Annotated in this window: 17 protein-coding genes and 1 tRNA gene; 4 read left to right on the top strand and 14 right to left on the bottom strand. The window is 68.5% G+C overall.

What is annotated here, in order from left to right; translation table 11 throughout:
* Positions 1–55: 55 nt before the first annotated feature.
* Entirely contained in the window at positions 56–1,213 is a 1,158-nt protein-coding gene (locus FFS51_RS09640; protein ID WP_137878201.1) for an AI-2E family transporter, read from the top strand.
* A 2-nt stretch (positions 1,214–1,215) separates the two neighbouring features.
* Positions 1,216–2,247, top strand: a complete 1,032-nt coding sequence (locus tag FFS51_RS09645; protein WP_249352706.1) for an ATP-dependent DNA ligase — start codon at positions 1,216–1,218, stop codon at positions 2,245–2,247.
* Between the two features lie 136 nt (positions 2,248–2,383).
* On the opposite strand, the gene ligD is transcribed toward FFS51_RS09645, so the two are convergent.
* The 3 genes from ligD to FFS51_RS09660 form a co-directional block, all read right to left on the bottom strand.
* Positions 2,384–3,403 (bottom strand): non-homologous end-joining DNA ligase, encoded by a 1,020-nt coding sequence (ligD, locus tag FFS51_RS09650; RefSeq protein WP_045246635.1) that lies wholly within the window; start codon positions 3,401–3,403, stop codon positions 2,384–2,386.
* 40 nt (positions 3,404–3,443) lie between these two features.
* Positions 3,444–4,532, bottom strand: a complete 1,089-nt coding sequence (locus FFS51_RS09655; protein ID WP_048809335.1) for an SseB family protein — start codon at positions 4,530–4,532, stop codon at positions 3,444–3,446.
* Positions 4,533–4,617: 85 nt separating this feature from the next.
* Positions 4,618–7,014, bottom strand: coding sequence for an ATP-dependent helicase (locus tag FFS51_RS09660; RefSeq protein WP_045246634.1), 2,397 nt, complete (start codon positions 7,012–7,014; stop codon positions 4,618–4,620).
* Between the two features lie 116 nt (positions 7,015–7,130).
* On the opposite strand from FFS51_RS09660, the gene FFS51_RS14700 reads away from it, so the two are divergent.
* Positions 7,131–7,203 (top strand) — tRNA-Met (locus tag FFS51_RS14700).
* 17 nt (positions 7,204–7,220) lie between these two features.
* Here FFS51_RS14700 and FFS51_RS09665 read toward each other — a convergent pair.
* The 5 genes from FFS51_RS09665 to FFS51_RS09685 are packed head-to-tail and all read right to left on the bottom strand — an operon-like array spanning position 7,221 to position 15,033.
* Positions 7,221–10,265 carry a type I restriction endonuclease subunit R gene (locus FFS51_RS09665; RefSeq protein ID WP_137878202.1) on the bottom strand — a complete coding sequence of 1,015 codons (3,045 nt, stop codon included), beginning with the start codon at positions 10,263–10,265 and terminating at the stop codon, positions 7,221–7,223.
* The gene (locus FFS51_RS09670; protein WP_137878203.1) at positions 10,262–11,458 is read right to left on the bottom strand and encodes a restriction endonuclease subunit S; all 1,197 of its coding nucleotides are present in this window, start codon (positions 11,456–11,458) and stop codon (positions 10,262–10,264) included. Before FFS51_RS09670 ends, FFS51_RS09665 begins: the two co-directional genes overlap by 4 nt.
* Positions 11,455–12,417 carry a virulence RhuM family protein/type II toxin-antitoxin system death-on-curing family toxin gene (locus FFS51_RS09675; RefSeq protein WP_137878204.1) on the bottom strand — a complete coding sequence of 321 codons (963 nt, stop codon included), beginning with the start codon at positions 12,415–12,417 and terminating at the stop codon, positions 11,455–11,457. The genes FFS51_RS09670 and FFS51_RS09675 overlap by 4 nt, the downstream gene beginning before the upstream one ends.
* A complete protein-coding gene (locus tag FFS51_RS09680; protein ID WP_137878205.1) occupies positions 12,407–13,978 on the bottom strand; it encodes a type I restriction-modification system subunit M in 1,572 nt (523 codons plus the stop codon). Before FFS51_RS09680 ends, FFS51_RS09675 begins: the two co-directional genes overlap by 11 nt.
* A gap of 35 nt (positions 13,979–14,013) precedes the next feature.
* A complete protein-coding gene (locus FFS51_RS09685; RefSeq protein ID WP_249352699.1) occupies positions 14,014–15,033 on the bottom strand; it encodes a glycerophosphodiester phosphodiesterase family protein in 1,020 nt (339 codons plus the stop codon).
* A 140-nt stretch (positions 15,034–15,173) separates the two neighbouring features.
* On the opposite strand from FFS51_RS09685, the gene FFS51_RS09690 reads away from it, so the two are divergent.
* Positions 15,174–16,082 carry a Bax inhibitor-1/YccA family protein gene (locus tag FFS51_RS09690; RefSeq protein WP_137878206.1) on the top strand — a complete coding sequence of 303 codons (909 nt, stop codon included), beginning with the start codon at positions 15,174–15,176 and terminating at the stop codon, positions 16,080–16,082.
* Between the two features lie 138 nt (positions 16,083–16,220).
* On the opposite strand, the gene FFS51_RS09695 is transcribed toward FFS51_RS09690, so the two are convergent.
* From FFS51_RS09695 to FFS51_RS09720, 6 genes are all read right to left on the bottom strand, one after another.
* Positions 16,221–17,561 carry a glycosyltransferase gene (locus FFS51_RS09695; RefSeq protein WP_137878207.1) on the bottom strand — a complete coding sequence of 447 codons (1,341 nt, stop codon included), beginning with the start codon at positions 17,559–17,561 and terminating at the stop codon, positions 16,221–16,223.
* A 3-nt stretch (positions 17,562–17,564) separates the two neighbouring features.
* Positions 17,565–18,005 (bottom strand): nitroreductase/quinone reductase family protein, encoded by a 441-nt coding sequence (locus tag FFS51_RS09700; RefSeq protein WP_212742806.1) that lies wholly within the window; start codon positions 18,003–18,005, stop codon positions 17,565–17,567.
* Positions 18,006–18,072: 67 nt separating this feature from the next.
* Entirely contained in the window at positions 18,073–19,656 is a 1,584-nt protein-coding gene (gene guaA, locus FFS51_RS09705; protein ID WP_045246630.1) for a glutamine-hydrolyzing GMP synthase, read from the bottom strand.
* Positions 19,653–20,138: a DUF3817 domain-containing protein gene (locus tag FFS51_RS09710; protein ID WP_045246629.1), complete on the bottom strand. Its 486-nt coding sequence runs from the start codon at positions 20,136–20,138 to the stop codon at positions 19,653–19,655. Before FFS51_RS09710 ends, guaA begins: the two co-directional genes overlap by 4 nt.
* Positions 20,139–20,161: 23 nt before the next feature.
* Positions 20,162–21,028, bottom strand: a complete 867-nt coding sequence (locus FFS51_RS09715; protein ID WP_431463271.1) for an SURF1 family protein — start codon at positions 21,026–21,028, stop codon at positions 20,162–20,164.
* Positions 21,028–22,143: a GuaB3 family IMP dehydrogenase-related protein gene (locus FFS51_RS09720; protein WP_056206024.1), complete on the bottom strand. Its 1,116-nt coding sequence runs from the start codon at positions 22,141–22,143 to the stop codon at positions 21,028–21,030. Before FFS51_RS09720 ends, FFS51_RS09715 begins: the two co-directional genes overlap by 1 nt.
* Positions 22,144–22,155 lie beyond the last annotated feature (12 nt).

Genomic DNA, 22,155 nt, shown 5'->3' on the forward strand with positions numbered 1-22,155 from the left:
CCCCCGCCCAGGCAACCCCCTGTCTCACCCGCCGCACGAACGCTAGCGTCGGGGCATGGGACTGCTCCGACGACGACGCTCCGCTCCGCCGACCGCGCGCGCCATCACCGCGCCCGACCTTCCGCCCCTCTCGCCACGCTCCCGCCTCGCCGCGCTGTGGACCGACGGCTTCGGCACGCTCGCGACGCGGGCGCTGCAGATCATCGTCGTGGTGGCGCTGCTCGCGGGGGCGATCTGGGGCATCCGCTCGTTGACGGTGGTGGTCATCCCGCTGCTGCTCGCGCTGATCCTCGCGTCGGCGTTCGCTCCGGTGATGGGTGCGATGCGACGCCGAGGGGTGCCGGATGTCGCGGCCACCCTGATCACGCTGTTCACGATCCTCGTGCTGCTCAGCCTCGTCGGTTGGCTGATCGTCTGGGCCGTGCGGGACCAGTTCGACGAACTGTCGACGCAGGCGCAGAGCGGGTTCGAGCACTTCCTGGAGTGGATCGCGACACTGCCGATCGCGATCGACGCCGCGCAGATCGATGACTGGCTGACCGCCGCGCGCGGATTCGTGACGAGCGCGCAGTTCGGTTCGGGCGCGCTCGCGGGCGTGAGCGCGGTCGCGACGTTCCTCACCTCGCTCGTGCTGCTGGTGGTCGTGCTGTTCTTCTTCCTGAAGGATGGCGCGCGCATGTGGAGCTTCCTGCTGCGCCCCTTCGAGGGAGCGCACTACGCGCGGGCGCGCCGCATCGGCACCAAGACGGTGTCGGTGCTCGGGTCGTACGTGCGCGGCACGGCGGCGGTCGCGGCGGTCGACGCGGTGGGCATCCTCATCGGCCTCCTGATCCTGCAGGTGCCCCTCGCGATCCCGCTGGCGGTGCTCGTCTTCCTCCTCGCGTTCATCCCGATCGTGGGGGCGACGCTCGCGGGCATCCTCGCGGCTCTGGTCGCTCTCGTCGCGAACGGCTGGGTCAACGCCCTGCTCGTCGTCGGCGTGGTGGTGCTCGTGAACCAGCTGGAGGGCAACTTCTTGCAGCCGGTGCTCATGGGGCGCTCCATGAGGCTGCACGCGTTCGTCGTGCTCATCGCGTTGACGGTCGGAACGGTGCTCGGCGGCGTGATCGGGGCTGTGCTCGCCGTGCCGATCACGGCGGTCGTGTGGGGGGCGGTGCAGGTCTGGGACGGCCCGCAGCTGCCCGCCCGGTGGGCGCGGGCGAAGGCGAGGTGACTGTGCGCTACGACGTGCCGGCGCCGATGCTCGCCAAGGGTGTCGATGCGATCCCGGATGCCGCGGACCTCTCGTTCGAGCCGAAGTGGGATGGTTTCCGCGTGCTCGCCGCGTGGGACGGCACCGAGGTCGAGCTGGCGTCACGTGGCGCGAAGCCGCTGACCCGCTACTTCCCCGAGATCGTCGATGCGCTCCCCCGGGTGCTGCCCGGCCCGTGCGTGATCGACGGCGAGCTGGTCGTCGCGACCGGGGAGCCGGGTGCACAGCGGCTCGACTGGGAGGCGCTGAGCGCCCGCATCCATCCGGCGGCGTCGCGTGTCACGCGCCTCGCCACGGAGACCCCCGCGATGCTGATCGCGTTCGACCTGATCGCGGAGGACGACGACCCGCTGGTCGATGCGCCCTTCCGTGAGCGCCGCGCGCGGCTCGAACGGATGCTGGCCGGGGTGGGGCATCCGGTTCATCTGACCCGCACCACCCTCGACGCCGATGTCGCCGGTCGCTGGCTGGCCGAGTTCGAGGGGGCGGGGCTCGACGGTGTCGTGGCGAAGCGGCTCGATGAGCCGTATGCGCCGGGCAAGCGCACGATGCTGAAGATCAAGCATGCGCGCACGGCCGATGTCGTCGCGCTCGGCTACCGCGTGCATGCGTCGGGCGCGGGCGTCGGGTCGCTGCTGGTCGGACTGTACGGCGATGACGGCGAGCTGCGGCAGGTCGGCGGGGTGTCGGCGTTCACCGCCGCGCGCCGGCTCGAGCTCGTCGACGAGCTCGAGCCGCTCGTCGAGCGCGACGCCGACGGAGAGGTCGTGACGGGTGCGGGCGAACGGTCGAGGTTCACCGGTTCGAAGGATGTCTCGTTCGTGCGCCTGCGGCCCGAGCGCGTGCTCGAGGTGCGCTACGACCAGCTCGAGGGAGCTCGGTTCCGGCATACGGTGCAGTTCGAGAGATGGCGTCCCGATCGGGATGCCGCGTCGTGCACCTTCGCGCAGCTCGAGCAGATCGCGGCGTACGATCTCGCCGCCGTTCTCGACTGAGCGCCGCGCGAGCGCTGCCCCCGTTACCGCCGAATCCACGGGTGGGCGTCGAGTCCACGTCATTCCGTCGCAGGTGAAGCAGGGATTCGGCTCGCGCGAGTGGATTCGGCAATAGGGGGCGGGGTGCGCCCGCGGGTCAGTCCTTCTTCGCGCGGCTGGGCTGCACGCGCGGCGGCTCGCCGGGCATCTTGGGGAACTCGGGCGGGAACGGAAGCTCGCCAAGCCCGGCCTCGAGGTCGCGCTGCCACCAGTCGAGAAGCACGTCGATGCGACCCGGCGCGGCCGCGAACCCTTCCCAGGGGTCGCCGACCGCGGCGAGGCGCTCGGGCACGCTCTGCACGGTGAAGGTGTGCGGGTCGAGACCATCGAGCTCGTCCCACCGCAGCGGCGTCGACACCGTCGCGGCCGCCGTCGCGCGCGGGCTGTAGGCACCCGCCATCGTGCGGTCGCGGTTGGCCTGGTTGAAGTCGACGAAGATGCGCTGCCCGCGCTCTTCCTTCCACCACGCTGTCGTGACCTGGTCGGGGAGCCGTCGTTCCAGCTCGCGCGCCACCGCGATGACGGCGTGGCGCACATCCAGGAACTCATGCGTCGGCTCGATGGGACAGAAGACATGGATGCCGCGGTTCCCGCTCGTCTTCAGCCACGCCGTCAACCCGGCGTCCGCGAGCAGCTCGCGCAGCACGGGCGCGACGGCCGCGGCCTCGCGGAAGCCGGTGCCTGACTGCGGGTCGAGGTCGATGCGCAGCTCGACGGGGAGGTCGGGCGCCGCGGCGAGCGAGGCCCACGGGTGGAAGACGACGGTGTTCATCTGCGCCGCCCACACGACGGCCGCGGGCTCGGTGAGCACGAGCTGCGGGTGCACCCGTCCGCTCGGGTAGGTGACGTCGACCGCTTCCACGTACGCGGGGGCGCCCTTGGGCGGATTCTTGGAGAAGAAGCTGTCGCCGTCGATGCCGCCGGGAAACCGCTCGAGCGACACCGGGCGCTGCCCGTTCGCCTCAAGGAAAGGCCCCGCCACGGCGATGAGGTATTCGGCGAGCTCCCGCTTGGTGATGCCCGATTCCGCCCAGATGACGCGGTCGGGGCTCGACAGCGAGATCTCCCGATCGCCGTGGGGCCCCGGGACGATGAGGGTCAGTCTGTCGCCGGACATGGCCTCACCTTAGGGCGCATCGCGCGGGAGCGCCGGGACCTTAGGGCGCATCGAGCGCGAGTACGGCGGCGAGGTCGGTGCGGGTGAGGGAGATCCACGGTCCGGCCGGATCCACAATGACTCCGGTGATGCCGTCGTCACTGCGCAGCGCGGCGCCGAGCTGCGGGCCCGTGATCTGCACGGGCTCGTCGCCGCGGCCGAGCGCGATGAGCTCGAGCGGGTGCGAGAACACCTCGATGTAGCGGGTGCCGTCTTCGGTGTGCACCTCCGCGATGCCCATGTCGCCCGACTCGGTGGTGCGGGCGGCGAGCCACAGGGGCGCGCTGACGAGCACACCGGCGACGGCGGCGGGGGTGGCGGCATCCCGAGCACCGAGCAGCAGGGTCTTGACGGCGAGCTCGGGGTCGAGGTCGACCAGCGCACGCTCGAGCAGCTGCCGCGGCAGGATCGCGGAATGCGGAGTGGAGGCGTGGTCGATCGCGATGCCCGCGAAGTCATCGGTGAGCACCTCGTTCAGCACCTCGATCGCGGGCTTCGAGACGGCGGATGTGTCGGTGTCGCCGTCGGCATTCACGGCGTCTCGCAGCGCCTCGCCGCCTGAGAAGACGAGCGCGAACCGCTCGTCGCCGCGGGTCGCGATCGACAGCGGCAACTCCTTGCCCGCGTCGACGAGGGCGCGGGCGTCGCCCTTGACCCGCAGGTAGAGGTGCCCCTGCAGCAGCTGACGGGCGACGTTCATGAGCTGGGGCGCCGGCGCGTCGGCGACCAGGGCGGCGAGCGCCGCCTTGAGCAGCACGTTGTCGGGCATGCCGGGCACGGCCTCGGTGACGGCGGGCATCTCGGGCGAGGGCAGCGTGAAGGGTGCCGGCGCCGGAACGGCGGCCGGCGCGGCGCCCGGCCCACCGAACGTGGAGATCGAGATCGACACTTCGGGAACGGCGTCGGCGATGGAGGCTGCTGCGGCGGCCGCGGTGATGTCGCCCTCACCGGAAGCGGTGCCGTCGGTGGTGTTGCCGGCAGCAGTGCCGACAGCCGATGCGGCGGCGATCTCGCCCGTCGGCGCGGGGGCCGCGACATCCGTCGATTCGGAAGCGGCGTTCGGCGCGGGGCGTCGGGAGAAGAGGGCCATGGGCACAGCCTACGTCGGGGCTCGGACGGGCCCTATCGGTGGTGTGGACAGTTGTGGGCGCGGCGGCCGACGGCCGGTGAACGCGTCAGATCTTCTCGATCGGCGCGATCTTGACGAGCAGCTTCTTGGCCGCCCCCGAGTCGAAGCGCACGTGCGCGATGCGCTTCGCGCCCTCACCGGTGACCGCGTCGACGCGTCCCTCGCCGAAGTCGTCGTGACGGATGCGGTCGCCCGCCGCGAGTTCCATGTCGCCGTTGTCACGCACTTTCGCGGGCACCTTGTTCGCGAAGCGGTCGAGCGAGGTGGACTTCGGCAGGAGCGCGGGGGTGTCGTTGCGGAATCCGCCGCGGGAGCCCGAGCCGCCGCCGAACCGGGGCGGAGCCTGGCGCACGAGGTCGGCGGGCGATTGGCGCCAGTCGACGAGGTCGGCGGGGATCTCCTGCAGGAAGCGGCTCGGCACGGCGGAGGCGATCTCGCCGAACTGCGCGCGGGTCATGGCGAGGGAGAGGTAGAGCCGCTTGCGCGCGCGGGTGACGCCGACGTAGAAGAGGCGGCGCTCTTCGGCGGGGCCGCCGGGCTCGCCGGCCGAGATGCGGTGCGGCAGCAGGTCTTCCTCGACGCCGGTGATGAAGACGGCGTCGTACTCGAGACCCTTGGCGGTGTGCAGGGTCATGAGCGAGACCGAGCCGGAGGCGTCGTCGAGGTCGTCGGCGTCGGAGACGAGGGCGACCTCGGCGAGGAAGTCGATGACGGTGCCGTCGGGGTTGTTGCGCGCGAACTCGCGGGCGACGGCGACGAACTCGTCGAGGTTCTCGACGCGCGCCTCGTCTTGCGGGTCGCGGCTCATGCGCAGCGCGTCGAGGTAGCCGCTGCGTCCCAGCAGCAGCGAGAGCCCGTCGGCGACGGCGGTGGGCGGGGCCACTTCGCCGGTGGCGGGCAGCATGATCTCGGATGCCGCACCCAGCACGCCGTGCAGATGGGTGATGGCGGTCTGCAGCTTGGGGCCGACGCCGAGGTCGCCGGCGTGGCCGAGTGCCTCGCGGAAGGTGATGCCGCGGTCGGCGGCGAAGCGGCTGATGGTCTCGATGGAGACGTCGCCGATGCCGCGCTTGGGCTTGTTGACGATGCGGCGCAGCGCCATCTCGTCGGCCGGGTTGGCGACGGCGGTGAGGTAGGCGAGGGCGTCCTTGATCTCGGCGCGCTCGTAGAACTTGGTGCCGCCCATGATCTTGTAGGGCACGGCAGCGCGGATGAGGATCTCTTCGAGCGCACGCGACTGGGCGTTGGTGCGGTAGAAGACGGCGACCTGGGAGTAGTCGACGCCGCTGCGGTGGATGGCCTCGATCTCGTCCGCGACGAACTGGGCCTCGTCGTGCTGCGAGTAGCCGGTGTATCCGACGATGCGCTCGCCGGCGCCGGAGTCGGTCCAGAGGTTCTTCGCCTTGCGGTCGAAGTTGTGGCCGATGACCGCGTTGGCGGCGGAGAGGATGTTCTGCGTCGACCGGTAGTTCTGCTCGAGCAGCACGACGCGGGCGCCGGGGAAGTCGCGTTCGAACTCGCTGATGTTGCGGATGTCGGCGCCGCGGAACGCGTAGATCGACTGGTCGGAGTCGCCCACGACCGTCAGCGACGCGCCCTCGAGCTCGGGCGCGTGCTCGGGTTCGAAGATCATCATGCCGCCACTGGAATACGCCTCGGCGGCGCCGACGACGGGGCGGGTGAGCTCGTGGATGAGTGCGTACTGGGCCGCGTTGGTGTCCTGGTACTCGTCGACGAGGATGTGCCGGAACCGCTTGCGGTAGGCGTCGGCGACCGCCGGGAACGCGCGGAAGAGGTAAACGGTCTGCGCGATCAGGTCGTCGAAGTCGAAGGCGTTTGCCCGCTGCAGCGCGCGCTCGTAGTCGCCGAAGAGCTCGGAGAAGAGGCGTTCGGCGGGGTCGGAGAGGTTGGCCTGGCGGGCGAAAGCCGCGGCATCCGTCAGTTCGTTCTTGAGGCGGGAGATGCGGCCCTGCACGCCCGCGGGGCTGAGTCCGAAGCGCTCGGCCTCGCGGTCTTTCACAAGGCGCTTGATGAGCGCGCGGGAGTCGCCGGAGTCGTAGATCGTGAACGACGAGGTGAAGCCGAAGTTCTCGGCCTCGCGCCGCAGGATGCGCACGCACGCCGAGTGGAAGGTCGAGATCCACATGCCGCGGGCGCTCTCGCCGACCAGCTGGCCGACGCGTTCGCGCATCTCGCCGGCGGCCTTGTTCGTGAACGTGATCGCGAGGATCTGACTCGGCCACGCCTCGCGGCGACGCAGCAGCGACGCGATGCGGTGCGTGAGCACGCGGGTCTTGCCCGACCCTGCCCCTGCCACGATCAGCAGCGCCGGTCCGCGGTAGGTCACGGCCTCGCGCTGCGGGGGGTTGAGCCCCTCGAGCAGGTCGTCGTCGACGCCGCCGGTGCCGCCGGGAACGACGACGGGAACGGATGACTCGACCATGGGCTCCCAGTTTAGAGGGGGCGGCGGACAGGCGATCCGGTCACGCAGGGTCATCCTCGGCAATAGTGCGAGACACGCCTTCCGGATGTCGCGGCCCCGGGTTAGCGTGAGGTCATCGCGGCGATCCGGGCGGTCCCGGGCACCGGCTCATACCCGGTCGTGTTGCGGGTTCGACTCCCGCCGTCGCGTCTATGCCGCCGGGCACCTCAGTCGGTGTCGACCGACCCGCCGCTGAGCACGTAGTAACGGTCGAAGAACTCCGTCAGCCGTTCGATGACGCGCTGCTTCTTGTCACCGTGGCCTCCGGCAGCGGCGAATCGCGAGAGCGGCGGAAGCAGCACCGTGAGCGCGGTTCCTCCCGTGCGTATCTCGCCGTCCCGGAAGGCGGCCCGCATGAATTCGCGCGTCTCGTCGGCGCGAAGGTGCTCTTCGTCGATGATCTTCGTCAGGTCTTCGTCTTTGCGCGCGACGATGAACTCCGCCCACTGGTCTTGCACCGAGGTCTGCAGCGAGACCCGCGCGACGAAGTCTTCGATGAGGTCTTTCTTGTTCCTGAGGGTGGGGCTCGCGTCGACGGAACGGAAGATCTCGGCACGGATCTCCTTGTCGTCGCCGTCACCGCGTTCGTCGCGGTACTTCTGCACCAGCAGCAGGATGTAGTCAACGTTGATCTCGACCTGCTTGATGAGTTCGATCTCGAACACCACATCGTCGATGATCGATTCCCGGTCGGCGCGGCGTTCGCGCCGCAGGTCGGCGTAGAGGTCGAGGTAGATGCTGCGGTAGTCCTGGTTCTGTCGGGGTGTGAGGATCTCGTTGCCGGCGAACTCGTCGAACGACGTGAGGATGTTCAGCAGCCGCAGGATGCCTCCGAACAGCGTGATGAAGTCTTTCTGCGCCGCTTCGCCGACGATCGGCGAGCCGAGCGGGAAACGCGCCAGCAGCTCAGACACCTTGTCTGCGTAGTCGGTGTGGTACTCGCCGTACGGCTTGAGCACGACGGTGCCGCGAGCCGTCTTGTTGCCGAAGAGGGCGATGGCGTCGTTGGTCTCTTGCTCGAGGTCGCGGAAGCTCACGATGTTGCCGTAGGTCTTCACCGAGTTGAGGATGCGGTTGGTTCGCGAGTACGCCTGAATGAGCCCGTGCGTGCGCAGGTTCTTGTCGACGAACAGGGTGTTGAGGGTCGTCGCGTCGAATCCCGTGAGGAACATGTTCACGACGATGACGAGGTCGATCTCCCGCTGCTTGAGGCGCAGTGAGAGGTCTTTGTAGAAGTTCTGGAAGCGGTCGGCCGACGTGTCGAACGAGGTGCCGTAGGTCTGGTTGTAGTCCTGGATGACGTCCTCGAGAAACGCCCGCGCGTCGCCACTGAGCGCGCTGGTGTCGAAGCCTTCGTCGTCGAGCACGTCGTCGACGGCCTCGTTCACGCCGTAGGAGTAGATCATTCCGATCTTGAGTCGGCGATCGGGAGGAAGTTCTTCCTGTCGCTTCTTGAACGCGTTGTAGTAGATGCGCGCCGCGTCGATGGATGCTGTGGCGAAGAGGGCGTTGAACCCCTTCACACGCCGCTCGCCGAGCGAGTAGAACTCTGACCGCTTGGTTTTCTGGTCGAAGTGTTGCAGCGTGTAGTCGACGACCTGGGTGATGCGCTCCTGCGCGAGCAACGCCTTCTCGGTGTCGATCGCAGAGACCTGTTTGTCGACGATGGCGCCGACCTTGACGGTGTTGACGTAGTCGATACGGAACGGCAGCACGTTCTTGTCGGTGATCGCGTCGACGATCGTGTAGGTGTGCAGCTTGTCGCCGAACGCCTGCTCGGTGGTCTTGAGTTTCGGGTTCCCGCCCGAGCCCGCATTGACCGCGAAGATCGGCGTGCCGGTGAATCCGAACAGGTTGTACCGCTTGAAGGCGCGGGTGATGCCGGTGTGCATGTCACCGAACTGCGAGCGGTGGCATTCATCGAAGATGATCACGACGTGGTCGTTCGTGACCGCATGGCCCTTGTTCGCGGTGATGAAGGTCGACAGCTTCTGGATCGTCGTGATGATGATGCGCGCGTTGGGGTCTTCAAGCTGCTTCTTCAACACGGATGTCGACGTGTTGGAGTTCGCTGCTCCCTTCTCGAACCGGTCATACTCGCGCATCGTCTGGTAGTCGAGGTCTTTGCGGTCGACGACGAAGAGCACCTTGTCGACGCCGGCCATCCGTGAGGCGAGTTGCGCCGTCTTGAAGCTCGTGAGTGTCTTGCCCGATCCGGTGGTGTGCCAGATGTAGCCGCCGGCGGCGATCGTGCCGAGCGTCTTCGAGTTGGTCGCAATGTCGATGCGCTGCAGAATGCGTTCCGTCGCGACGATCTGATAGGGGCGCATGACCAGAAGCAGCCGGTCGGCGGTGAGCACGCAGTAGCGAGTCAGCACGTTCAGCAGCGTGTGCTTGGCGAAGAAGGTCTTCGCGAAGGCGGTCATTTCCTGGATCGGCTTGTTCTGCGCGTCGGCCCACCACGACGTGAACTCAAACGAGTTCGACGTCTTTCGGTCCTTCGTCCGCTTACCGCTCTCGCTGATGTGCTGCGTGCGGGTGGTGTTCGAGTAGTACTTGGTGAGGGTGCCGTTGCTGATCACGAACAGCTGCACGTACTCGAAGAGGCCTGAGCCTGCCCAGAAGCTGTCACGCTGGTAGCGGTTGATCTGGTTGAAGGCCTCACGGATGTCGACGCCTCGCCGCTTGAGCTCGATGTGCACCATCGGCAGCCCGTTCACGAGCAGAGTCACGTCATAGCGGTTGGCAAACTGTGCGCCGCCCTCGCCCTTGCCGATCTCGTACTGGTTGATGACCTGCAGGCGGTTGTTGTGGATGTTCTGCTTGTCGATCAGCGTGATGTTCTTCGTTGAACCGTCGTCGCGCTTCAGGAGCTGAACGTGGTCTTCCTGGATGCGTACGGTCTTCTCGGCGATGCCATCGTTCTTGCCGGCGATCTTGGTGGTGAAGAAGTCCGCCCACTCGGCGTCGGAGAACGAGATGCGGTTGAGCGTCTCGAGCTGAGCGCGCAGGTTCTCGACGAGCTGAGCCTCTGAGGTGATCGGAAGGTACTCGTACGCTTGAGCCTCCAGGAGCCGGATGAGCTCGTGCTCGAGGGCGGACTCCGATTGGTACACAGCCGACGTGTTCGCGTCGGGCGTGTACTCGGCGACGACGGTGGATTCGGCGGAGACTGCGATCGGTTCATACTTGCGAGGTAATGCTTCGCTCATGCCGCCGCCTCCTTAAACATGAGCAGCCTGTCGCGGTAGTACTCGTACTGCTTTCGACGCACGTGAATCTCGGCGGGCAGTCCGGACCTCAAGCTGTTTGCAAGCGCATCAAAGCGGTCGAGGAGCGCAATCACGCGTTCCTGCCTGTCGATCGAAGGCACAGGGACCTTGATCAGTTCCAGTACGTTGGCATTGAACTGCGGTTGCCCTCCGGTGCTCACGAGCGCATTCGCCTGGTCCCAGTACGCATCGCTCTGCGTGAAGTGCCAGTAGAAGGCCGGGAGAAGTGTTCCTGCTTTGAATCGGATGCGGATGAGGAATGACGCATAGACGGCGGGTTCTGCAGATTCGTAGAGCATTGTTTTCCCGAACGTCGCGCCAGTTCGTGCCATGAAGATGTCTCCGGGTCGTGCGACATATTTCTCGGCCGACGCGTCAACATCGACGTACTTCGGTGCTTCAGGGGATAGCTTCCCCCATGGCGTTATGTCGGTGATCCGTAGGAACCGATGGCTTCCTGTAGCAGCCGCCTTTTCCGTGTACCCGTACTTGAAGTCGGCGATCTCTCGAAGTGCCACGACGGGCGCATCGCCATCGGCTGCGAGAAGTGTGTCTCGGTAATACCCAAACTGGCGTCGCCGCGCTTCCAGCTCCGCTTCCAGCTCCGCTTCCAGCTCCGCTTCCAGCTGAGCGAACTGGTCCAATATTCGCACGATCTCTCGCTGCACCTCGAGCGGCGGTACCGGAATTCGCGATCGCTCCAATTCACGAGAGGAAAGGTGTTTGACCGTTGAACCCATGATTGCGGCATGGATCCGGTCGAGTTCACCTTGAATCTGATAGAACACGAAGTCGGGCAAAATCGAAGCATCGAAATCTTCAATGCGACATACGCGCTGATTTAACAGTGCCCGGCCATGAGTCCACCTCGTGACGCGGAAGTCGCCATCCATCCCTACGAGAATGTCACCATTGGCCACAAGCCATCGATCATCGAATTTGCCAGAATAGAACGTGTTCGAAAACCCGGAGTTCACATCACGGATGCGAACAATTGGAACACCCTTACTGTCAGTGTTGAACCACTCTGAACGGAACGCATAACCACTGAAAACCCGGCATAATTCCCCCAGCGCCCTATATTCCACACCACCCGGCGCGAGCTCCGCCAACAGCTCATCAACCCGACTCACTCCGCACCCCCTGCAATCATGCGCACGATCAGAGCGATCATGAGGTCCTTCTCCTTCGGATCACTCATCGCCACCATGAGGGTGATCGCGGCAAGGGCGTTGTTGGCGATGCGCGGGCGGCCCGTGGCATCCGTCAGCGCGCCATTGCGTGCGAGAAAGGTCACGAACAGGGCCGCGGCGCTGCGCTTGTTGCCGTCGGACAGTGGGTGGTCCTTCACGACGAGGTAGAGCAGGTTCGCGGCCTTCGCCTCGACCGTCGGATAGATCTGCTCTCCGCCGAAGCCCTGATAGATCGCGCCGATCACCCCACTCAAGACTTCGCCACGTTCGTTTCCGAGCAAGCCGTCACCGGGGAACTCCGCGGCCACCCTCGAGATGACAGCGCGGGCCTCGTCGATGGTGAGCGTCCAGCCCGGCAGCACACCGGCATCGGTCTCGATGCTGCCTTCGTCGTAGTCACGCAACAGGGTGAGGCCGGGCACGTACTCGGCCAACACATCTGCGACGCCGGCGACAAGCTCGTCGCCGGAGCGCGCGAGAATCTGCACGATCGCGCCAAGCTGTTCGAGGCGCTGCTCGTTGAGCGCATACCCCGTCACGAGGTAATCCCGCAGGCGCTCGGTCGCCCAGATCCGGAACTGGGTGGCCACCTTGCTTTTCACCCGGTAACCGACAGAGATGATGAGGTCGAGGTTGTAGAACGGCAGCTCGCGGGCGACCTGCCGCGAACCCTCGAGGCGAACCTGTCGGAAATTCCGACAGGTTGCCGACTCCTCGAGTTCACCCTCGTCGTACACGTGCTGGATGTGCTCGACGACGTTCGAACGCGACGTCTCGAACAGCTCCGCGATCTGCTGCTGGCTCAGCCAGACGGTGTGCGCGTCGAACCGAACGTCGACCGCCGGCGAACCATCGGCCCGCTGGTAGAGAACGACCTGCCCTGCGGGCTCATCTGCCATCGGCGTCGCCCTCGAGGTCGGCGACGATCGCGTCGATGGAGAGGCGCAACTCTGCCTGCCGAGCGACGATCCGCGCGATCTCCGCGTTCAACTCGCGGATGTCCACGACCTCTCTCGTGTCTTCCTGCTCGACGTACGACGACACTGCGATGTTGTAGTCGTTGGCGGCGATGTCTTCGGCGGAGACCAGAGTGGCGAAGTGATCGACGTTCTCGCGGGCATCGAGTGCGGAGACGATGGCCTGCTGGTTGTCGGGGGTGAGCTTGTTCTTGTTGCCGACGCGAGAGAACTGATCGGACGCATCGACGAACAGCACCGCGTTGTCGGCCTTCGACTTCTTGAGCACGATGATGCACGTCGCGATCGTCGTACCGAAGAAGAGGTCGGGCGGCAACTGGATGACCGCGTCGACGTAGTTGTTGTCGACGAGGTACTTGCGGATCTTCCGCTCGGCTCCCCCGCGGTAGAGCACGCCCGGGAACTCGACGATCGCGGCGGTGCCGTTCACCGCCAGCCAGCTGAGGATGTGCATCGTGAACGCCAGGTCGGCCTTCGACTTCGGCGCGAGCACACCTGCGGGCGCGAAGCGCTCGTCGTTGATCAGCAGCGGGTTGGCGTCGCCCTCCCACTTGATCGAGTAGGGCGGATTCGACACGATCGCCTCGAACGGCTCGACATCCTCATGCTGGGGATCGAGCAGCGTGTCGCCGAGCGCGATGTCGAACTTCTCGTAGTTCACATCGTGCAGGAACATGTTGATGCGGGCGAGGTTGTACGTGGTCAGGTTGATCTCCTGGCCGTAGAACCCACCGACGTTGTCGACGCCGAGCACCTTGGCGAAGGTAAGCAGCAGCGACCCCGAGCCGCACGCCGGGTCATAGACCCGGTTGACCCGCGTCTTGCCGCTTACAGTGATTCGGGCGAGCACCTCCGACACCTCCTGCGGCGTGTAGTACTCACCACCGGATTTGCCGGCCTGCGAGGCATACATCTGCATCAGGTACTCGTACGCGTCACCGAAGAGGTCGATCGTGTGATCGTCGAAATTGCCGAGCGGAAGCTCGCCGATTGCGTCGAGCAGCTTCACGAGTTTCTCGTTGCGCCGCGCAACCGTGTTGCCCAGCTTCGAGCTGTTCACGTCGAGGTCGTCGAACAGACCCTTGAGGTCGACTTCGCTGGGGGTGCCGACAGCAGACCCTTCGATGTTCTTGAAGACGCGTTCGAGGGTCTCGTTGAGGTTGTCGTTGCCGACCGCTCGCGCGCGCACGTTCGCGAACAGCTCGGACGGGAGAACGTAGAAGCCCTTCTCGGCGACCGTGTCGGCCCGGCCGTACTCGGCTTCCGCGTCGGACAGGGTGGCGTAGTCGAAGCCGTGTGCGCCCGCGTCGCGCTCTCCCCGGTTGATATAGGCCGTGAGGTTCTCCGAGATGAACCGATAGAACAGCATGCCCAGCACGTAGCTCTTGAAGTCCCACCCGTCGACCGAGCCACGCAGGTCATTCGCGATGCGCCAGATCGTCTTGTGCACCTCGGCGCGCTGCGCTTCCTTGGTCCCCACCATTCCTCGAGCGTACCGAGGGCGGACGGCGCTCCCCGCTAGCCCCGCGCGAACCCCACCCCGAGATCCGCGTGGTCGACGAACACCCCGTCGACCCCGCTCCCCCAGATCTCGCGCCACTCGCCGCGCCAGTCGCCGAACGCCGCGTCGCCGCCGCCGCGCCGGAACCGCTCCGACAGGAACGCGTTCTCGGGCCGCGCGGTCCAGGTGAACACGGCGAGGCCGCGGGCGTGCGCGTCGGCGACGACCTGTCGGCGCGCGGGGTCGAGCAGCAGCGCCTTGTCGACGCTGATGCCGTCGAGCTGACCGGCGAGCGCGGCGAGACCGTCGGGGGTCAGCTGCGACGCGTAGGTGGCGGCATCCTCACCGTCGGCGGCGATGAGATCGGCGGCGGCGCCCTCTGCCTCGACGAGGTACACGTACGACGCGGCGACACCCCGTTGCTGCAGCGCCGTGAGCACCCCCTGCTCGAACGACTCGATGACGACCGGGCCGGAGAACCCCGCCGCGGCGAGATCGCGGGCGACGAGCGCCGCGAGGTCCCACCCGCGCGCGGCGAAGTGGGCGGCGTGCTTGACCTCGATCACGATGCCGACCTCGCGACCGACACGATCGGATGCCGCGGCCACCAGCGCGAGAAGATCAGGCAGCCGCAGCATCGGCTCGGCGCCGTCGAACCGCGCCGACGCCTCGCGCAGCGCGGGGATCCTCTCCCGGCACCGCAGCGTCGCCAGCTCCGCCCACGTGAAGTCATCGGTGAACCAGCCGTCGAGCTCGATCCCGTCGATCACCCGCCGGGTGCGGCGGTCGGCGAACTCGGGGCGGGTGGCGACATCCGTCGTCTCACCGATCTCGGCGTCGTGACGCACCACGAGCGCGCCGTCGCTCGAGACCACCACGTCGGGCTCGACCGCGTCGACGCCCGACTCGATCGCGAGCAGGTACGACGAGCGGGTGTGCTCGGGGCGATAGCCGGGGGCGCCGCGGTGCCCGATGATGATCGGCCCGCCCTCGGGGGTGCGGTCGAAGGCGGCGAGCAGGCGTTCCCGGGGTGACACGCGCTCAGGGTACTCGTCGCACGTGTCGCGCGAGCGCTCAAAGCGCACTCACAGGGTCTCCCTTCGACCCGCGAGATTCCGGGCGTTATCGTGGAAGTGCGGCACCGTGCCGCCACCTGACATTGGAGTGTGATCCGGCGATGGCCTCGTCCAACCCCGCGTTCAACAACCCCGCCTTCCAAGACCAGAGCGCCGTGCGCGCTCGCGGCGGACAGCCCGCCGGCGGTGTGGGTCTGACCCCGCCCCCCGCGACGACGGATGCCGCGACCACCGCGCACCTCGAGGGCGTCTACGCCTCCCCGTCCGCCGACGCGGTCGCGACCGGGCGCATGACGATCGAGGACACCGTCCTCAAGACGCTCTCGCTCTTCGCGATCCTGCTGGTCGCCGCCGTCGCCGGCTGGATCTGGACGATGGCCCCCGTCACCGCCGCGAACCCGGCGCCCTCGATGGCCCCGTGGCTCATCGGCGCCCTCGGCGGCTTCATCCTCTCGATGGTCGTCATCTTCACCTCGCGCAAGAAGGTGCGTCCGGCGCTGATCTTCGCCTACGCGGCGTTCGAGGGTCTGTTCGTCGGCGGCATCTCGGCCTACTTCGAGTTCATCTGGCCCGGCATCGTGCTGCAGGCGACCCTCGCCACCCTCGCGGTGGTCGGCGTCACCCTGGCGCTGTTCGCGAGCGGCAAGATCCGCGCCTCTGCCCGCGCCACCAAGATCTTCCTGATCGCGATGGTCGGCTACCTGGTCTTCTCGCTGCTGAACGTGCTGCTGATGGCGTTCGGCGTGCTGAACTCCTCGAACGGCGGCGGCTTCGGCCTGCTTTCGAGCGTGCACATCGCGGGCATCCCGCTCGGTCTCATCATCGGTGTGTTCGTCGTGATCCTCGCGGCCTACTCGCTCGTGCTCGACTTCGACTCGATCCAGCAGGGTGTGCGCAACGGCGCTCCCCGCCAGTTCGGATGGCTCGGCGGCTTCGGCATCATGGTCACGGTCGTCTGGCTCTACCTCGAGATCCTGCGCATGCTCGCGATCCTGCGCGGCAACAACTGACGCGAGTCTCCACGAAGGGGTCGTCCCGCGGGACGGCCCCTTCGTCATGTCCGGATGCCGCGCCGCGCCGCCTCTCCGCCGGCCTCGGCGTGAGCCCGCGGTGGCCTCAGCCCGCCCAGCCGTCACGCTGCCTCGGCGTCAGTCCGCGGCACGCTCCAGCGCCCGCCGCACGATGTCCGCCCATCGCGGCATGACCGCCTCGGGCGTATAGTCCGCCGCGACCTCGCGCCCGCGGGCGGCCAGCGCGGCGCGACGCGCGGGGTCGCGCAGCAGCGACGCGACGGCCTCACCGAGAGCCGCGGCATCCGCATCGTCGACGAGCACCCCGGCGCCCGTGCCGAGCAGCTCCCGCGGCCCGTACCGCACGTCGTAGCTGACCACCGGGCAGCCGTGTCCGAGGGCCTCGAGGGCAGCGAGCCCCTGCCCCTCGAACGCCGTGGCCTGCACGAGCAGCGCGGCCCGCTCGAGCACCGCGCCGGGTTCGGTCGTCGCACCGTGGAAGACGACGGATGCCCCGTGCCCGAGCTCGTGCGCGAGGGCCTCGAGCTCGGCACGCAGCGGGCCGTCGCCGACGACGTCGAGCACCGCGCCCGGCACCGCCTCGCGCACGATCGTCCAGGCACGCAGGATGTCGGCGACCCGCTTGCCGGGCGCCAGCCGCCCGAGCACGACGACGTGGTCGCTGGCGCGGTCGGCGTCGGAGGCATCCGCCACGGGCACGGCGTTCGGCACCGCCGCGTCGCCCGGCCGCGACCCGAACCGGGCCGTCACATCGGCGAGCTGGCGGGCTGTCGGCCAGACCACGGCGGCGAAGCGCGGGGCGACGGCGAGCCAGCGCCGCCACAGCGCGTTGACCGGGGCGTCGGCGTCGTAGGGCGGCTCGAGATGGGCGGTGTGCACCGTGTGCACGAGCGCGACACCCGCGGGCAGCCGGTCGACCAGCAGCTCGCCGAGCTGCCGGGACTCGCACACCAGTACGACGGGCAGCCCGTCAGCGGCTCGCACGCCGGCGACGACATGGGCGATCCACGCCGCGTACAGCGCGCCGAACCCGTCGACGATGCCGGCGCCCGGCACCACGATGGGCGCGGTGCTCAGGTGCCAGTCCGGGTCGTGCACGACGGGCAGCTCGGCGACGACGGCGCCGTCGGGGGCCGTCACCGCCCGGTACTCGAGCACGTCGTCGCGTTCACCGGGGCGTGCCGCGGCGCGCAGCCACGCGGCATCCGCCACGACATCGTCGAACAGGTTGCGGAACAGATCCGCGGATGCCGCATCCCCCCGCGCCACGAACGTCGCCCGCTGCGCGGCGTGGTCGGCCACCGTGCCGGGATCGACGGTGAGCAGCAACGGCGGGCGCGCGCCGGCGGCCGCGAACTGCCGGGCCCGGGCGAGCGTCGCCACCGTGTAGCCGCCGTCGAGCCCGGGGATCAGGCGCGACGACAGCACGAGGTAGTGCGCGTCGGGGAACTCGGCCACGGCTCAGCCCGCGGCGGCCAGTCGGAACACGGGGAACCCGGGCGCGATCTCGGCCAGCTGCGCGTCGGTGGCGTTCTTGTCGACGCCCTCGAAGAACCGGCCGACCTCCCAGCCCCACGCCCGCAGGTACTCCCGCAGGACGGGGGTCTTGTCGGCGTCGGCGACCTCGCTCGCCGTGAACGGCTCGACCCGCCGGCCGTGACGCAGCTCGCCGGTGCGGGCGACCCGCAGGTTGCGCACCCACTGCGCCTCGCCGCGCGGCGCGACGAGGTAGCGCTCACCGCCGACGCGCAGCGGGTTCACGGGGGTCGTGCGCCACTCGCCCGACGAGCGCCCGCGCACCGCGAGCACGCGGGAGCCCGCGAGCGGCAGCCCGATGCGCGTGAAGAAGCCGACGGTGCGGTTGAAGACCTCGTCCGACGCGGTCGGCTTCACATAGCGCACGAGCCCACTCCCCTTCAGCCGCCGACGCGTCGGGCGGCCACACGGCGCACGCCCGCAGGCGCGCGCCTCACTCCCACTCGATGGTCCCCGGCGGCTTCGACGTCACGTCGAGCACGACGCGGTTCACGTCGCGCACCTCGTTGGTGATGCGGTTCGAGATGCGGCTGAGCACGTCGTACGGCAGACGCGTCCAGTCGGCGGTCATCGCGTCCTCGCTCGAGACGGGTCGCAGCACGATCGGGTGGCCGTAGGTGCGGCCGTCGCCCTGCACGCCCACCGAGCGCACGTCGGCGAGCAGCACCACCGGGCACTGCCAGATCTCGCCGTCGAGGCCCGCGCGCGTGAGCTCCTCGCGAGCGATCGCGTCGGCGTCCCGCAGGATCTCCAGACGCTCGCGCGTCACCGACCCGACGATGCGGATGCCAAGCCCGGGGCCCGGGAACGGTTGACGACCGACGATGACCTCGGGCAGCCCCAGCTCGCGCCCGATCGCGCGCACCTCGTCCTTGAAGAGGGTGCGCAGCGGCTCGACCAGCTCGAACTCGAGGTCGTCGGGAAGCCCGCCCACGTTGTGGTGGCTCTTGATGTTCGCGGTGCCGGTGCCGCCGCCCGACTCGACCACGTCGGGGTAGAGCGTGCCCTGCACGAGGAACTTCACCGGCTCGCCCGACGACTCGGCCTCGGCGACGAGCGCCGCCGCGGCCTGCTCGAAGGTGCGGATGAACTCGCGCCCGATGATCTTCCGCTTCTGCTCGGGGTCGCTCACGCCGTCGAGCGCCGCGAGGAACGTGTCGGCCGCGTCGACCGTCACGAGCCGCACGCCGGTCGCCGCGACGTAGTCGGTCTCGACCTGCTCGCGCTCGTTCTTGCGCAGGAGGCCGTGGTCGACGAACACGCACACGAGCTGCTCGCCGACGGCGCGCTGCACGAGCGCCGCCGCCACGGCCGAGTCGACACCGCCCGACAGGCCGCAGATCACGCGGGCCGAGCCCACCTGGGCGCGGATCTTCTCGACCTGCTCGGCGATGACGTTTCCGCTGTTCCAGTCGGCGGGGAGGCCCGCCGCGGTGTGCAGGAAGTTCTCGATGACCCGCTGGCCGTAGTCGGAGTGCTTGACCTCGGGATGCCACTGCACACCGTAGAAGCGGCGCTCGTCGCTGCCGAACGCGGCCACCGGCGTCGCCGACGTCGAGGCGAGCACCGTGAAGCCCTCGGGGGCGCGGGAGACCTGGTCGCCGTGACTCATCCACACGTTCTGCTCGACCGGCTGACCGGCCAGCAGCACGCCGCCGTCACCCGTGACCGCGGCATCCGTCGCGCCGTACTCGCGCAGTCCCGTGTTCGCGACCTCGCCGCCGAGCGCCTGAGCCATCACCTGGAAGCCGTAGCAGATGCCGAGCGTCGGCACCCCGAGGTCGAACACGCCCGCGTCGAGGCTCGGCGCCCCCGGCTCGTACACCGACGACGGGCCGCCCGACAGGATGATGCCGACCGGGTTCTTCGCCGCGATCTCGGCGGCCGACGCGGTGTGCGGCACGATCTCGCTGTAGACCCCGGCCTCCCGCACGCGGCGGGCGATGAGCTGGGCGTACTGGGCGCCGAAGTCGACGACCAGCACGGGGCGCTGGTCGGTGGTGGTCGAGTCGGTCACACGGTGCCTTCCGGAAGGGGCGAGGATGCGTCGGCGGCGGCCTTCTTCGCGGCGGCGGCGTCTTCGCGGGCGACGAGATAGTGCTTCACATCACGGGCGACGATGGCCTCCATGATGAACGAGAGGAACGGCACCACACCGCCCGCGGCGAGCATGAGGAAGCGCCAGAACGGCCACCGCATGAGGCTCCACACGCGGAAGCAGCTGAAGAGATAGACGACGTAGAACCAGCCATGGGCGATGAGGATGCCCAGCGACAGGTTGAGTCCGGTGCCGGTCGACTTTCCGAAGGCGTCGAGCGGCTGGAAGGAGAGGAAGCCGGCGTTGCCGCCGGCGAACAGCTCGAGGCCGAATCCGTACTTGATGATCATCTCGGTCACCAGCAGCAGCAGCATCACACCGGTGATGGCCGAGCAGACCTGGTAGAACACGAGCGAGCCGCGGATGGCCGGGAACGAGGCGAGCTTGGGTCCGGCGGGCATGAGCCCATCCTACCCGGGCGGGATCAGGCCTCCGCGGGCAGCTCGTCGTCGTCTTCGCCGCCGCCGGTGAGCTCCTCGACCTCGCGCTCCCAGGCATCCTTCGCGAGGCGATACCAGAGGTAGAACGCGAAGCCGGCGAAGATCGCCCACTCGGCGGCGTAGAAGATGTTGAGCCAGTTCACCGAGGTGCCGCTGTCGACGGCGGGCGAGTGGATGGCATCCAGCCCCGCCGACGGCGTCTGGGCCGTGATGTAGGCGCGATACACGTTCAGGCCCGCGACGTCGTGCCAGCGCCCGAGCAGGGCCGCCGGCGACATACGGCTCAGCTCGAACGGGTCGCTCTTGGTCGCCGAGACGACCGGTCCCTCGTCGGCGATCACGCGCCCGGTGACATCGACGCGCGCCGTCGGATCGGCGGTCGCCTGGGCGTTGAGAGCGGATGCCGCGGCATCCGCCTGATCCTTCGACGTCGTGAAGCCGAGTGCCACCGCGACCGACGTGGGCTGGGCGACGTCGGCGATGCGGAGCTGCCCGGAGACCCAGTAGCCCTCGGTCTGGTCGTTCAGCCGCGAGGTGATGACGATGAAGTCACCCGGCACGTACGAGCCCGATACCTCGACGCGCTGACCCGCGAGCGGGTCGGGCAGGGCGACGCCCGGCTTCGTCACATCGGCGAGGGGCTGCACCTGCTCGCTCGCGCCCGGTGCGACCGGGCTGGTCGACAGCGCCCGTCCGAGCTGCCACTGCCCGAGCCACGCGAACACGCCCGCCACGACGAGGCACAGCAGGAGCATCGCGATCCACCGCGGGCGCAGCATGACCTCCCGCAGCGTCGGCGGGAAGACCTGCGGCGCATCGGCCTCGGCGGACGGGGTGACGGGTGCGCTCATCAGCTGCCGTACGGCGCGACCACGACCTCGACGCGCTGGAACTCCTTGAGGTCGGAGTAGCCGGTGGTCGCCATGGACTTCCGGAGCGCTCCGATGAGGTTCGTGGTGCCGTCGGCGACCGAGGCCGGGCCGTAGAGGATCTCCTCGAGGGTGCCGACCTGCGCGACCTTCACGCGGTGGCCGCGCGGGAGCTTCGGGTGGTGCGCCTCGGGTCCCCAGTGGAAGCCGAGCCCCGGGGCATCCGTCGCGCGCGCCAGCGCGACCCCGAGCATGACCGCGTCGGCGCCCATCGCGAGCGCCTTGACGATGTCGCCCGAGGTGCCGACACCGCCGTCGGCGATGACGTGCACGTAGCGGCCGCCCGACTCGTCGAGGTAGTCGCGACGGGCGGCGGCCACGTCGGAGACCGCGGTCGCCATGGGCGCGTGGATTCCCAGGGTCGCCCGGGTGGTGGATGCCGCGCCGCCGCCGAAGCCGACGAGCACGCCGGCCGCACCCGTGCGCATGAGGTGCAGGGCCGCTGTGTAGGTCGCGGCGCCGCCGACGATGACGGGCACGTCGAGGTCGTAGATGAACTTCTTGAGGTTCAGCGGCTCGGCAACGCTCGAGACGTGCTCGGCCGAGACCGTCGTGCCGCGGATGACGAAGAGGTCGACGCCGGCCGCGACCACGGTCTCGTAGAGGTCCTGCGTGCGCTGCGGGGTGAGGGCTCCGGCGACCGTGACGCCGGCCGCCCGAATCTCGGCCAGCCGCGCGCTCACGAGCTCGGGCTTGATGGGCTCGGAGTAGAGCTCCTGCATGCGGCGGGTGGCGTCGCACTCGTCGAGCGCCGCGATCTCGGCCAGCAGCGGCTCCGGGTCGTCGTAGCGCGTCCACAGACCTTCGAGGTCGAGCACGCCCAGCCCGCCGAGCTGTCCGAGCATGATCGCCGTGCGGGGGCTGACCACCGAGTCCATCGGGGCGCCGAGCACCGGCACCGTGAAGGGGAAGGCGTCGATCGTCCAGGCGGTCGAGACATCCTCAGGGTTGCGGGTGCGCCGCGACGGCACCACCGCGATGTCGTCGAAGGTGTAGGCGCGACGCGCACGCTTGGAGCGACCCAGCTCGATGTCCATGCTCACCCCCAC

Origin of the sequence: Microbacterium sp. 4NA327F11, assembly GCF_005503465.1 — a bacterium.
GTDB classification, from domain to species: Bacteria; Actinomycetota; Actinomycetes; order Actinomycetales; family Microbacteriaceae; genus Microbacterium; species Microbacterium ginsengisoli.